The organism is Cytobacillus oceanisediminis, assembly GCF_007830235.1.
Taxonomy (GTDB): Bacteria; Bacillota; Bacilli; order Bacillales; family Cytobacillaceae; genus Cytobacillus; species Cytobacillus oceanisediminis.
This window is the reverse complement of sequence record NZ_VLKI01000008.1, coordinates 84,217-98,065: the sequence shown is the minus strand read 5'-3', so window position 1 is coordinate 98,065 and position 13,849 is coordinate 84,217. Positions and strand designations below refer to the sequence as shown.

At 39.8% G+C, this 13,849-nt stretch carries 13 protein-coding genes and 1 riboswitch; of the genes, 11 read left to right on the top strand and 2 right to left on the bottom strand.

Going from position 1 to position 13,849, the window contains the following annotated elements; all coding sequences use genetic code 11:
• Window positions 1-112 precede the first annotated feature (112 nt).
• The 4 genes from IQ19_RS14730 to IQ19_RS14715 all read left to right on the top strand — a co-directional run bounded on the left by IQ19_RS14730 (window position 113) and on the right by IQ19_RS14715 (window position 5,278).
• On the top strand, window positions 113-1,897 hold the full coding sequence (locus IQ19_RS14730) for a methyl-accepting chemotaxis protein (RefSeq protein WP_144543141.1): 1,785 nt from the start codon (window positions 113-115) through the stop codon (window positions 1,895-1,897).
• Window positions 1,898-2,221: 324 nt separating this feature from the next.
• On the top strand, window positions 2,222-4,066 hold the full coding sequence (locus IQ19_RS14725) for a PAS domain-containing sensor histidine kinase (RefSeq protein ID WP_242021019.1): 1,845 nt from the start codon (window positions 2,222-2,224) through the stop codon (window positions 4,064-4,066).
• Window positions 4,063-4,563, top strand: a complete 501-nt coding sequence (locus tag IQ19_RS14720; RefSeq protein WP_144543139.1) for a methylated-DNA--[protein]-cysteine S-methyltransferase — start codon at window positions 4,063-4,065, stop codon at window positions 4,561-4,563. The genes IQ19_RS14725 and IQ19_RS14720 overlap by 4 nt, the downstream gene beginning before the upstream one ends.
• A 133-nt stretch (window positions 4,564-4,696) precedes the next feature.
• On the top strand, window positions 4,697-5,278 hold the full coding sequence (locus IQ19_RS14715) for a DUF2087 domain-containing protein (protein WP_144543138.1): 582 nt from the start codon (window positions 4,697-4,699) through the stop codon (window positions 5,276-5,278).
• 44 nt (window positions 5,279-5,322) lie between these two features.
• Here the strand turns inward: IQ19_RS14715 and IQ19_RS14710 are convergent, their stop codons facing one another.
• Window positions 5,323-6,108: a carbon-nitrogen family hydrolase gene (locus IQ19_RS14710; protein WP_144543137.1), complete on the bottom strand. Its 786-nt coding sequence runs from the start codon at window positions 6,106-6,108 to the stop codon at window positions 5,323-5,325.
• Between the two features lie 286 nt (window positions 6,109-6,394).
• Here IQ19_RS14710 and IQ19_RS14705 point away from each other — a divergent pair, with 286 nt between their 5' ends.
• The 6 genes from IQ19_RS14705 to IQ19_RS14680 all read left to right on the top strand — a co-directional run bounded on the left by IQ19_RS14705 (window position 6,395) and on the right by IQ19_RS14680 (window position 11,782).
• Window positions 6,395-7,567: a pyridoxal phosphate-dependent aminotransferase gene (locus IQ19_RS14705; protein ID WP_144543136.1), complete on the top strand. Its 1,173-nt coding sequence runs from the start codon at window positions 6,395-6,397 to the stop codon at window positions 7,565-7,567.
• Between the two features lie 93 nt (window positions 7,568-7,660).
• Window positions 7,661-7,767, top strand: a riboswitch (SAM riboswitch).
• A gap of 85 nt (window positions 7,768-7,852) precedes the next feature.
• On the top strand, window positions 7,853-9,085 hold the full coding sequence (locus IQ19_RS14700; RefSeq protein ID WP_144543135.1) for a 2,3-diketo-5-methylthiopentyl-1-phosphate enolase: 1,233 nt from the start codon (window positions 7,853-7,855) through the stop codon (window positions 9,083-9,085).
• Complete coding sequence (locus IQ19_RS14695; protein ID WP_144543134.1) at window positions 9,078-9,740, top strand: 2-hydroxy-3-keto-5-methylthiopentenyl-1-phosphate phosphatase; 663 nt, start codon at window positions 9,078-9,080, stop codon at window positions 9,738-9,740. The genes IQ19_RS14700 and IQ19_RS14695 overlap by 8 nt, the downstream gene beginning before the upstream one ends.
• A complete protein-coding gene (locus IQ19_RS14690) occupies window positions 9,737-10,372 on the top strand; it encodes a methylthioribulose 1-phosphate dehydratase (protein ID WP_144543133.1) in 636 nt (211 codons plus the stop codon). The genes IQ19_RS14695 and IQ19_RS14690 overlap by 4 nt, the downstream gene beginning before the upstream one ends.
• Before the next feature lie 308 nt (window positions 10,373-10,680).
• Complete coding sequence (locus IQ19_RS14685; protein ID WP_144543132.1) at window positions 10,681-11,232, top strand: 1,2-dihydroxy-3-keto-5-methylthiopentene dioxygenase; 552 nt, start codon at window positions 10,681-10,683, stop codon at window positions 11,230-11,232.
• A gap of 316 nt (window positions 11,233-11,548) precedes the next feature.
• Entirely contained in the window at window positions 11,549-11,782 is a 234-nt protein-coding gene (locus IQ19_RS14680; RefSeq protein ID WP_144543131.1) for an aspartyl-phosphate phosphatase Spo0E family protein, read from the top strand.
• A 96-nt stretch (window positions 11,783-11,878) separates the two neighbouring features.
• Here the strand turns inward: IQ19_RS14680 and IQ19_RS14675 are convergent, their stop codons facing one another.
• Entirely contained in the window at window positions 11,879-12,610 is a 732-nt protein-coding gene (locus tag IQ19_RS14675) for a ZIP family metal transporter (protein WP_144543130.1), read from the bottom strand.
• Window positions 12,611-13,021: 411 nt separating this feature from the next.
• Here IQ19_RS14675 and IQ19_RS14670 point away from each other — a divergent pair, with 411 nt between their 5' ends.
• Complete coding sequence (locus IQ19_RS14670; protein ID WP_144543257.1) at window positions 13,022-13,840, top strand: electron transfer flavoprotein subunit beta/FixA family protein; 819 nt, start codon at window positions 13,022-13,024, stop codon at window positions 13,838-13,840.
• The last annotated feature ends 9 nt before the right edge of the window (window positions 13,841-13,849 follow it).

Sequence of the window (13,849 nt, the reverse complement as noted above, 5' to 3'; positions counted from 1 at the left end):
ATTTTTTATTCTATTATAATGAAGTGATTGAATAGTAAAAAGGATATACATAAATGACGTGATGATAGTTCTAATGGTTCACATCCTGTTTAATCACGAAGGAGGATAAAGGATGAAAGGGGCAACTAAGTTTAAAAGGATTAAAAAGGCAAATCGTGCACGGTATCAAACAAAATTACTAGATAAATTGGCTAACATAAGATGGTGGAAAAAACTTAAGCTTGGCCAAAAATATGGTGTAGCCCTTTTTGTAACAATCGGGCTTTTTACTGTATCTACCGTACTTACTTTTTTTCTGCTGATGATTGCCAATTCCAAAATGGATACTGTGAAGGATTCCGGAGATCAAGCGATTATGATTACTGAATCTGCATCGATTTTTCATCATAAAGGCAGTACGATCGGAAACTTTATCATCGACTCCAATCCCAAGCATTTAAAAACATTTGACCAGCTAGCAGAGGATTTTAACACATTAAAAAAGGAAATCAATCCTGCACTTACTGCTTCTGAAACGAAAGAGCTGTTTACACAGATTGACGTAAATGATCAAAAAATAACCAGCATATTCCATGATGTTATTGAGCCTAAAGTGAAGCTTCAGCATGTAAGAGAATACAGACTTGCGAAGCTGCAGGCTGACAACATCATTTCAGAGACTGTAGAAAAATTAAATACACTAAGCAGCATGTTGAAGGAGGAGCAGAAAAAAGCTGTTTCTTCAGCTAAGTCCGGACTGGTTCTAACTTTAATTGTCCTTGGTATATCCATCATTATTTCTGGCATCCTTGGGATTGCGAGTATCTTATTCATCGGGCGTATTATTTCAAGAAAGCTAAACCAGATTGTCCACGTTTCCAATGAAATTGCATCTGGAAATTTGAATGTGGAATCAGTAGAGTATGATGGAGATGATGAAGTAGCTGAGCTTAGCCGTGCCATTAACTCCATGAAAGAAAAACTCCAAACAATGATTCAGGAGATAAATTCCGTTTCAGGCTATGTAACAGAAAGAAGCGGGGAACTCAATATTTCTGCAAATGAAGTAAGAGCGGCAAGCCAGCAGGTTGCTTCAACAATGCAGGAGCTCTCCGGAGGGGCGGAGGATCAGGCAAGCTCAGCAGCCAGGTTATCGGCCATGATGGATGAGTATATGGAAAAAGTGGAAGAAGCCGCAAATAGCGGAATGGAAATTAAGAATGCTTCCAACGAGGTACTGTCACTCACTAAAAATGGGGATAAGGTCATGAAGGAGTCACAGCACCAAATGGGATTAATTAATAAGATTATGAAAACATCAGTCGACAAGGTTAATGGACTAGATGAACAGACGAAGCGAATTTCAAGGCTTGTTAAGGTCATTCAGGAAATTGCAGACCAGACCAATCTCCTTGCTTTAAATGCAGCCATAGAAGCCGCCAGGGCCGGTGAACATGGAAGAGGGTTTGCGGTGGTTGCAGATGAAGTAAGAAAGCTGGCAGAACAAGTATCATTTTCTGTTTCTGATATCACAAAAATTGTGGAGGGCATTCAAACCGAGTCCAATCGTGTAACTGGATCCTTGCAATCCGGCTATATACAGGTCGAAAAGGGAACAGAGCAGATCCAATTGACGGGAGAAACCTTCCAGAAGATCTATGAAGCTGTTAATTTAATGTCTAAAAATGTTAGTAATATTTCAAACAGCCTTGAACAGGTTTCAGTAAGTTCTTATCATATGAATCAATCAATTGGGAGCATTGCAGCAGTTTCCGAAGAATCTGCCGCAGGCATTGAACAGACAAGTGCCTCGATGGCCCAGACCAACCATTCAATGGAGGAAATATCCGACAATGCCCAGTCTTTATCGGAACTGGCTGAACAATTAAACAGTATGATTGCTAAGTTTAAGCTTTAGCATTTAGGCGTACCTTATGGGTACGCCTTTTTCTTCTTTGGCTATATTAAAGAATATAATGTTGATTTTGCACGATGCTGATTGGAGCGGAAGGCGAGGGCTCCTTCGAAAATGCCTTCTTATTTCCTGAGCTTATTGAGCGGAAATCAACAGGCAAGTATAACAGAGCTTCTTCTTTAGGGAGTTATGAAAATTATCCAATAGGATATATGACTCATTCAGTATAAACATTCAGTTTTCACTTCTATTTAAAGGGTTTTCGTCAAATTTTGTAGAAATATCTATTAATCGGATATCCCAATAGGAGGAAATAGAGTGGTTATTATGAATCAGGAGATCAAGCAGCTCTATGCCAAGATTGAGTCACTGGAAAAGGAAAATAAAGCGCTGGCTGAAAGTATTGGGGATGATGCCCCAAGTAAAAATATATTTGCCCGTTCAAAGGACGGAATCCTCATTTTTGATGATAATGATAAAATAATTGATGTAAATCCTTCGTTTTGCGAGATTATAAACCTTGATAGAACTGAATTGATCGGCAGGCATCTGGCGGATATTGTCCCGGTGAATAAACAATTCAAACTGGACAAACAGAGGGAACTTTTAAAGATGAAGGATAGTGTAAGAGGCATTCTTCCGATACATAGCGGCAAAAAAATCGTGGAATTTGATTTTACGACCAGTACGCTTAATAAGAGCGGGTATTATATGAGTGTGTTAAGAGATGTAACCGATAAGCGACTCTTAGAAAAGAAAGTAAAAAAAAATGAAGAGCTGTATACAGACCTTTTTATCGAGGCCTTGGATGGCATCATCTTTTGGCGAGGCAGCGGGAAGATTATTGATGCCAATGAATCGGCATGCAGGATTTTTGAGTGCACCCACGATGAGCTGCTTCAGAAACGATTGGATGATTTTGTTTACGAAAAAAATGAAAGGTACAAGCGTATAGTCAAAAATCTGTTCGACAAGGGCGGCATTCGGGATGAACTCTTCTTTCTCATGCCAAACGGCCAAATAAAATCCCTGGAATTTACAGTTAAATTAAACTCTGTTGAAGGCTACCATATGACTATTTTCAGGAATGTAAGTGAACGCCACCGCATGGAAAAGGAATTGCGGGAAAGTGAACTGAAATTCCGCCGCATTTTTGAGGGAGCGCTGGAAGGCATTCTCCTCTGGAATGATCAATTTCAAATCGTGGATATTAACCAATCCGGCCAGAGAATGCTGCAGATGTCAAAAGATGAACTTATTGGAGTTTCATTACATAGTATCTTGAATGATTGCAATATTACAAATGATGAGTTGAACCAGCAGATTAATAGCATAAAAAACGATGGGCAATCTGATGGCAGCCTCTCCATTACCTTAAAGTCAGGCAGAAAAAAATATTTTGAGTTTTCAAATAAGCATAACGTTTTTTCAAACTTAAGCATGACTACATTTAAAGACATAACAGAGAAGCTGGAAATGGAAGAACAGCTTCGAAAATCAGACACTTTAAATGTCATTGGGGAGCTCGCAGCAGGGATTGCCCACGAAATCAGAAACCCTATGACAGCCCTGAAAGGGTTTATCCAGTTGTTAGAAGATAGCATTGAGGAAGACCACTCCATGTATTTTAATGTGATAACCACAGAGCTGAGCAGAATTGATTCAATTATTAATGAATTCCTCATTCTTGCTAAACCTCAGGCGGTCAAGTTTGTCCAAAAAGATATCGCCCAAATCATGAAAGAGACGGTTGAACTTCTAAGTGCTCAGGCGGTACTGCATAATGTCCAATTTAGGATTTATTACGAAAAGGAACTGCCACTTGTTTTCTGTGAGCCCAATCAGATGAAAAAGGTATTTATCAATATCATAAAAAATGCGATTGAGGTCATGCCCAAAGGCGGATATATAACGGTTTCACTTCAGGCCTGCGGAGATAATAAAGTCAAGGTATCCATCCGGGATGAAGGATCCGGAATACCAGGCCATAAAATAAAAAAGCTGGGTGAACCTTTTTATACCACAAAGGAAAGAGGCACTGGACTGGGGCTAATGGTTACATATAAAATTATTGAGGAGCACAAAGGAACGATTGAAGTGGAAAGCAAACTCGGAAAAGGAACCGTGTTTCACATTTATTTGCCATATATTAAAAAGGCGGGAGAACAATGAACAGCAGAATTTATTCGAGAACGGAAACGCCAATAGGCGAGATTTATATTGTCATTGAAGAGCAGCTGCTTTCGGCAGTATACATTGGTGAAGAAGATTTTCTTGTTGGGGAAGAAGAATTTCAATTGAAGTTTGATCCTTCAAACCCATTGCTTAAGAAATGCAAACTTCAGCTTGATGAATATTTTAAAGGCGAGAGGAAGGAATTTAATCTCCCAGTAGACCCCCAGGGTACCATTTTTCAGAGATCTGTGTGGAAGGAGCTTTCTCTTATTCCTTTTGGTGAAACGAGAAGCTATCAGGATATAGCTTTGAAAATTGGAAAAGAAAAAGCGGTCCGGGCCATTGGTCAGGCAAACAAAGCAAATCGTTTGCCCATTATTATTCCATGCCATCGAGTAATCGGCAAAAATAAGTCTCTCACAGGATATGCCGGAACGCGGACAGATATTAAAGAGAAGCTGCTATTCCTGGAAGGGGCAAGGTTTAAGAGTTAAATATATTTACTTTAAAATCACCTTTCGGGTGATTTTTTATTTTTAAACACTGCTTGTAAAGTTGACGAAAACAAATGAATTTGATATATATCTAATTAGGTGCTTATCGAAAAAAAGGAGGCAATTACATTAAATGCAATTAAATCGTTTAGTATCTTTTTATAAAACAATGGGTGATCCCACAAGAATCCGGATTGTGTTTCTCTTGGCTAAAGGACCTTTGCATGGGCAGGCAATAGCGGGGAAACTGGGCTTGACACCGCCAACTATTACACATCATTTAAACAAATTGCGTGATATAAACCTGGTTTACCAGCGCAGAGATAAAAATACTGTCTATTTTTATCTGAATGAATCTGTGCTGAAACAGCAGTCAAGTGTACTTGCCAAACTGGCAGATAAGGAGGAAGTGAAAAAGATGGAAGAATTGAATATCGAGAATCAGAAGGTTATCGATAATTTCTTTACAAGCGACGGAAAGCTGAAAAATATTCCAGCCCAGAGAAAGAAGAAGCTAATGGTTTTTGAGCATCTTATAAAAGGGCTGAAAATGGGGAAAAAATACGAAGAAAAAGAACTCAATGAATATATTAAACAGTTCCATGAAGATTACGCCACGATACGCAGGGAATTCATCATCAATCATTATATGTACAGGGAAAATGGAATTTACGAGTTAAATCCGCCGGAAATGTGGGCGAAGATTGAAGGGTAAACGGCAAACGGCAGGCCCCTTTAAAAGCAAGGGCCCTGCGTATTTTATTGATAAAATTCAGGCCTGCGGTCCGTGAAAATAGGAATCATTGTACGGACTTCCTTCACCTTGTCAAGGTCAATTTCAGCCTCCACGATTTCTTTATCCTCTGAACCTTCGGCTAGAACTTCTCCCCAAGGATCAATGATCATGGAATGACCGGCAAATACATTCTCAGGGTCAGACCCTGCCCGATTGCAGGCAATCACATAGCATTGGTTTTCAATGGCTCGTGCAATTAAAAGTGCACGCCAATGGGCCAGTCTGGCCAATGGCCATTCAGCTACAACAAATAAGGCTTCTGCCCCTTCCGCTGTATGGGCCCGTATCCACTCCGGAAAACGGATATCATAGCAAATCATCCCTGCAAACAGTCTATTTTCCAATGAAAATGCACCCTTCGCTTTACCCCCAGTTAAATAGAGATGCTCATTCATGAGCTTGAATAAATGCAGCTTGCTGTACTGGTGGATAGGTTCTCCATTTTTATCCACGACTAAAAGAGTATTGTAAACGCCATCGGCAGTTTTATTTGCAACAGATCCACCCACCAGATGAACATGATTGTTTTTCGCAATCCCTTTTAAAAAGGCGAGGGCTGCAGCGGCACCCTGATCTGCTATATCATCCAATCTGGTTAAATCATAGCCTGTCGTCCAAAGCTCTGGAAGTACGATAACATCAGGGTTTGATGTTAGCGCCTTTTCAATCATTGCATCGGCTGCTTCATAATTCTTTTTTGGTTTGCCAAACATAATATCCATCTGCAAACAAGTAATCTTTAATTTCATGAAAATCCCCCGCATTCATTCTATTCTCTTTTACTTATGTTAAAATTAGTCCGATAGATAACAATATTCAAAATTTAACTTTACAACTTATCATTTACGTTATATCATTTGTGACTATATTTTCAATCTTTTTTTAAAATGAAGTTCAAAAAGTCCGGGAAAAATAACGGTCAAATCTGGTTTTTGCTGAAGCAGCTGCAAGCTAGCGCTCCGCTCCTTTACCTCCTTGGATCTTTTTGTCCACCTTTTTAAACACGTACTAAATATTTAAAGCAGGTGAAAAACTTTGATTAATTATCCACATTCAGATTTGCTGAAAAGTTTGCCGAAGCAATTTTTCGCATCTTTAGTATCGAAGGTTGGGAAACAACTTGAACAAGGCCATGATGTGATCAATCTTGGGCAAGGAAATCCCGATCAGCCCACTCCCGTCCATATTGTTAAAAAGCTCCAAAGCGCAGCCGAAAAGCCAGTAAATCACAGATACTCTCCGTTTCAGGGATTTCCGTATCTGAAAAAGGCGGCTGCTGATTTTTATAAAAGGGAATATGATGTAGATGTAGATCCGGAAACCGAAGTCGCCATATTGTTTGGAGGAAAGGCTGGCCTGGTTGAAATTCCTCAATGCTTGTTAAACCCTGGCGATACTGTTCTTGTGCCAGATCCCGGTTATCCAGATTATTGGTCAGGTGTAGCGCTGGCAAAAGCAGAAATGGCGACAATGCCGTTAAAAGAGGAAAACGGCTTTTTGCCTCTTTACAGCCAGCTTACAGATGAACAGCTTAATGCTGCTAAACTTATGTTCCTCAATTATCCAAACAATCCCACTGGAGCCGTGGCCAGTGAAAAATTTTTCCAGGAAACAGTTGAGCTCGGCAAAAAACATGGAATTTGCATTATTCACGACTTTGCTTATGGCGGCATTGGCTTTGACGGCAAGAAGCCGGTCAGCTTTCTACAAGCAAAGGGAGCAAAAGAAGCAGGAATTGAAATTTATACTCTTTCAAAAACATATAATATGGCAGGCTGGAGAATCGGTTTTGCGGTTGGAAATGCGAGTGTTATTTCTGCCTTGAACCTTTTGCAGGATCATCTATATGTAAGCTTGTTTGGGGCTGTCCAGGAAGCTGCTGCAGCTGCACTTACTGAATCACAGGAATGTGTCAAAGAACTGAATGCCCTATACGAAAGCAGGCGGAATGCATTCATTTCAGGCCTTCAGGAAATAGGATGGGATGTCAAAGCACCTGAAGGGTCTTTCTTTGCTTGGTTAAAGGTACCAGAAGGTTGTTCATCCGAAGAATTTGCTGATCATTTGCTCGAAAAAGCCCATATTGCCGTTGCGCCTGGCATCGGGTTTGGAAAATATGGGGAAGGATATGTGCGTGTAGGCCTGCTCACCTCAGAGGAGAGACTTAAAGAAGCAGTGGAGCGAATTAGGAAGTTAAATTTATTTTAAAATTTTTCATATAAACAATTGACAAACAGGTTTAACCCTGTCATAATCCTAATTAAATTTTAATTCGAAATTAACTAAATACTAATTTTCGTTTTCTTATCAAGAGCAGGCGGAGGGACTAGCCCTATGAAGCCCGGCAACCGACTTACCAGTAAGCACGGTGCTAATTCTTGCAGCTTATTAAAGCTGATAGATAAGAAGATGTTAGTTTAATCTGCTAACCTCTTCTTATTTGAAGAGGTTTTTTTATTGCCCGGACTTGCCGAAATGAAAGGAAGAAAATATATGAGTGAAATTATCGCAACATATCTAATTCATGATGCAAAACATAATCCTGAGAAAAAAGCAGAGGAAATCGCATTAGGCCTAACGGTCGGTTCATGGACTCATTTACCTGTACTGGAAAAAAATCAGCTTCGTAAGCATAAAGGCAGAGTTGTTTCGGTTGAAGTCCTTTTAACAGCAGAAGGCAGCAAGGAAACGGCCGCCATCATTAAAATCGCCTATCCAACTGCTAATTTCAGTCCGGATTTGCCAGCTATTTTAACAACAGTTTTTGGAAAGCTATCACTGGACGGGAAGATTAAGTTAATAGATTTACAGTTTTCCAATGAGATCAAAAGCTTTTTCCCTGGCCCTCGGTTTGGGATTGAAGGTTTAAGAGAAAAGTTGAATGTCCGCAGCAGGCCGCTGCTGATGAGCATTTTTAAAGGTGTTCTCGGCAAGGATATGAATTTTTTAACTTCACAGTTGAGGGAACAAGCACATGGCGGCATCGACATTGTGAAAGATGATGAAATTTTATTTGAAAATGAACTCACCCCTTTTGAAGAAAGGATTACGGAAGGTAAAAAGGTGCTTGGCCAGGTTTTTGAAGAAACCGGTCACCGCACACTTTATGCAGTGAATTTAACAGGCAGGACCTTTGATTTGAAAGCGAAAGCCAGAAAAGCAGCAAGCCTTGGTGCGGACCTTCTCCTGTTTAATGTCTTTGCATATGGACTGGATGTTCTGCAGGAGTTAAGAGAAGATGACGGGATTGGGCTGCCGATTATGGCACACCCTGCTGTCAGCGGTGCCCTGTCTGCTTCAAGCATCTATGGAATTTCTTACTCACTGCTTCTGGGCAAGCTTCTCAGGTATGCAGGAGCGGATTTATCGCTTTTCCCTTCACCATATGGTTCAGTGGCACTAGAAAAGGAGCAGGCGATTTCGATAGGGCAATCATTAACATCCGAAGATTTCTGCAAAAAGACGTTTCCGGTACCATCAGCAGGTATTCATCCAGGCCTAGTGCCGCTGCTTTACCATGACTTTGGAACAGACAGTGTGATTAATGCGGGCGGGGGAGTACATGGGCATCCGGATGGAGCAAAAGGCGGCGGCTTAGCCTTCCGCCAAGCGATTGATTTAACTTTAAATGGAAATTCATTATCTGAATCTCTTTCAGATTATCCAGAACTAAAAAAGGCGATAGATTTATGGGGACATACAGAGGTGAAAGCTAAGAATGCCTAATATAGCTGTTTTTTGTGATTTTGACGGAACCATTACGGAAAAAGATAACATCATTAACATTATGAAAGAATTTGCCCCGCCTGAATGGGAAGAGATAAAGAATAAAATATTGTCCCAGCAAATTTCAATTCAGGAAGGAGTAGGGAAGATGTTTTCCCTCCTTCCATGCAGCCTTAAGGAAGACATTATAAAATTCACATTGGACAATGGCAAGATAAGAACCGGTTTTCAGGAATTTGTGGATTATTTGAAAAAAGAAAATATACCGCTTTATATTGTCAGTGGAGGAATTGACTTTTTTGTGCAGCCAGTTTTAGAGAAATATGGCCCATTTGAAGCTGTTTATTGCAATGGTTCAGATTTTAGCGGCGAAACAATCAAAATTTTATGGCCCCATAGCTGTGATGATGAATGTGAAAACAGTTGCGGCTGCTGCAAGCCTTCTATTATGAGAAAGCTTGAGGCTGGAGATACCTATAAAATTGTCATAGGGGATTCTGTTACCGATCTGGAGGCTGCAAAACAGGCAGATTTAGTTATTGCAAGAGACTTGCTGATAGAGAAAAGCAAAGAAATGAATCTTAATTATCACGAATTTGAAACGTTTTATGAATGCATTGATATTTTGAAAAATGTAAATGGGGTGAGCTTATGAGCTTAGCGGAAGAAAAATGGAAAGAGCTTGCTGATATAAAAGATGAATTGGCTGAAAGAGACTGGTTTATGGGGACTAGCGGCAATTTGGCGATCAAGGTCTCCGACAGCCCCCTTCAATTCCTTGTAACAGCAAGCGGGAAGGATAAAAGGAAACGGACAAAGGAGGATTTCCTCCTTGTTGATGAAATTGGGCGCCCTGTTGAGGAGACCCATCTAAAGCCTTCTGCGGAAACGCTATTACATGTGGAGATTTACCGGAAAACGAAAGCAGGGTGCAGCCTTCACGTCCATACTATTGACAATAATGTCATATCGGAAATTTATGGCGACCAGGAGGCAGTCACATTCAAAGGACAAGAACTCATTAAGGCATTTGATAAATGGGAGGAGGATGCTGTTCTTCGGATTCCGATTATTCCGAATCATGCGCATATTCCTACGCTCGCCAAATGTTTTTCCTCCCATATAAGTGAAGATGCAGGTGCTGTTTTAATTAGAAACCATGGAATTACCGTTTGGGGAAAAACATCTTTTGAAGCAAAAAAAGTACTCGAAGCTTCTGAGTTTTTATTTCGTTATCAGTTAAGGCTGCTGGAACATAAGCCTTATCAGTTATTTAAAGTCGTGTAATTAACTTTAATAATAGTGCATGTTGCCTTTAGTTGGATTATTTAAAGTATGTTGTGATATTGCTAATCGCTTATTTAGCACCGTGTTGATTGGAGTGGAGGGCACGAGATCCTCGAAAATGCATCCGCATTTCCTTTGTGCGATGTTAAATCGAAGAAGCTTTTTCAAAGTCCTGCGGGAGAAGCGTACCCAGGGAGACCCCACAGGCGCATATCGCCGAGGAGGCTCCCGGTAGCCCGCGGTTCGCTGAGTGCCTGCAGCGGAAATCAACACTCAAGTTTAACAGATTGGAAAATGATAATTTACAAATGGAAGGATTGGTGACTTTGGCACACATCGTATTACAAAGCACAAAACAAGAAATCAGAAACCAGGAAGAGGTTGCAGCTTTCCTTGAAAAGCAGGAAGTTATTTATGAACAATGGGCAATTGATAAGCTTCCTGAAAACCTTCAGGAGAAATATCTGCTTTCTGATGAAGAAAAGCAAGTGATTCTGGATACATTTTCTGAAGAAATTAAAGATATTTCCGAGAGAAGAGGCTATCAGGCCCAAGACGTTATTTCCCTTTCAGAGAATACGCCAAACTTGGATCAGCTTCTTCAGAATTTCCAGCAGGAACACCATCATACAGATGATGAAGTAAGATTTATTGTCAGCGGTCATGGAGTTTTTATCATCCAAGGAAAAAATGAAGAATTCTTTGAGGTTTTTCTGAATCCCGGAGACTTAATTTCTGTACCTGAAAACATCCGCCATTATTTTACTTTGCAGGAAGATCGGAAGGTTGTTGCTATCCGTATTTTTGTGACTACAGAGGGCTGGGTCCCAATCTATGAAAAGGAAGAGGTTCATAATTAAAATGAAATCCCTTTGCCAAGCGGCAAAGGGATTTTTGTCTTTCATTTTTCCACAATAACGAATGGTTATTTTTTACAAATAAACATCCGGAAATTCCAACTAAAACATCGTCGAAAACACTGGATAATGTTGGCTTGTTATGTCGAAAAGCAAGAAGGAAAAGGTAAAATTACTGTCGATTTAAATTCTTTTGGAAAAAGATTGTCTAATATTGCGAATCTATTTACATTTATAGAAATTCTTGTAATAATGCTTCAAGTAGCCATATTTTCATTTATTTAAATGGATAAAGGGATAGGAGTAGGAGGAAAAGAAGTTGCGCCATAAAAGAACAGTTATGCTGGCTGAAATTCAGCAAAAGAGAGAAAAAATGATAGAAACGGCAAAGAAAAATGGACTAGCCAGCGAAGAAACAATACGCTGCAGCCAGGAGCTTGATCAATTAATTTATGAATATCAATGTGCCATTAAAAAAGAGGAAGAACATAAGAAAAGAATGAAAATTTCAATCAGACAAATGATTCTTTTATGGAAGAAGGCTGTTGTTTGAAGATAACAGCAAATATATATAATAAGGAAGGCAAAGAACTTTAATAGGAATATTGCAAAGCAATTTTAAAAGGATCCCGTGAGGATCCTTTTAAAATTAGAATATCTCGATAAGGAAAATCATAAATAAAAGTCCGATTATAAACGAGTAGGTGGATGTACGTTCATTCCCATCTCCATGGCTTTCCGGAATTAACTCCTTATAAATAATAAACAGCATAGCCCCTGCAGCGAAGGCCAAACCGTAGGGAACAAGAAACTCAATATAAGAAGTCAAATAGAAGCCGAGGAGAGACATAACAATTTCAATTGCTCCTGTTAATGTGGCAATTATAAATGCCTTTAGCTTGCTGATTTTCTGGTTAATTAAAAATAATGCTACCAGAAGACCTTCCGGGGCATTTTGGAGCCCGATTGCAAATGCAATTAAATTCCCTGTATCCTGTGAACTGGAAGCATAACTGACACCGACTGAAAGCCCTTCCGGAATATTATTGAGGGTAATTGCAGCAATGATTAGCATGGCTTTCTCATCAAACTCAATTCCTTTACTGGAATGCTGCAGATCAAGATGGGGGATGTTTTCTTCTAAAATAGTGAGAGCCAAAACGCCCAAAAAAATTCCCGTAGCAAGCGGAATAAAGCCTCCTATACTAAGCGCCTCGGGTATAAGCCCCATAGTCGATGCAGCCATCATAATCCCCGCTGTAAAAGCAAGTAATGTATCACGCCATCTATGAGTAACCGAGCCTTTCATAAATAGAATAAGCAATGCGCCCAATCCTGTTGATAAGGCGGATAGCACACTGCCGATAAATACCTCTGTCATAATTAATTCCCTCACTTATCTCTTAAAAAAAGCCCGATTAAAAAAATAAACAGTAAATCCACTTGTATGTGAAACTGTGATTTATGTCATTGTGCAAATCTGAATATTCCTTATAGTATAAATTAATGAATTCTATAAATACAAGAGTTCATATATTCTTCCATACTTCCACTTCTTTGTTATCTGCAAACATATTCACATTATTGCAAGGCTAAAGAGAAGTCCGCCTAAAAAATTCAACATGCCGAACAAAAATTTTCCGCAGCAAGAGGCACAATTCTCATGAATTCTTTTTATTGTTAGTACTATGCCTGTATTGCGAATCATATATCGTAATACATAGCAATTTATATAAAACTTAAAGCAAGCGCTTTCTATCTAGCTTTAAGTTATGAGGAGGGAAAGTTGTTAATGCACATTGTCGTCTGTGTCAAGCAAGTGCCTGATACAAAGATCATTAAAATTAACCCAAAAACCAACACTCTTGACCGCCGAAGCGCTCCTGCCATTTTAAACCCTTATGACGCCCATGCGGTCCAGGAAGCTGTGAAAATCAAAAAGATGCTGGGAAAAGGGATTATTTCTGTATTATCCATGGGACCTCCCCAGGCAACTGCTGTTATTAAAAAAAGCATTGAAATTGGCGCCGACCGGGGATTTTTAATTTCAGACCGCGCATTTGCCGGTGCAGATACACTGGCAACGAGCTATGCACTTTCTAAAGCATTAGAGCGCATTTCGAAGGAAAATCCTGTAGATCTAATTATTTGTGGAAAACATGCAATTGACGGGGATACCGGGCAGGTAGGACCTGGGATTGCACGCAGGCTGGATATTCCCCCTGTAACGAACGTTATAGAAGTCTCAGAACTGAATGAAAGTGAAAGTACAGTCCTTCTAAAAAGGAAAATTACCAGCGGATATGAATTGATACAGGCCCAAGTCCCGTGCCTGCTGACGGTTGAAAAAGAGATTAATAGCATTGAATATTCCCCTATGCCAAATATGATTAAGGCTGCCAGATATGAACCTGTCATTTGGTCTGTAAATGATTTGGAAGATGTGGACCGTACACAGCTTGGACTTAAAGGTTCTCCTACGATTGTCGGGAAAATGTTTACTCCTCCCAAACCTGAAGGAGGAAAAAGGCTGGAAGGGAATGCAGATGAGCAGGTTAAGCAGCTCATGGAACTATTAAGCGACAAAAAAGAATTATTTGCTCCACAGTAACAGAAAAGA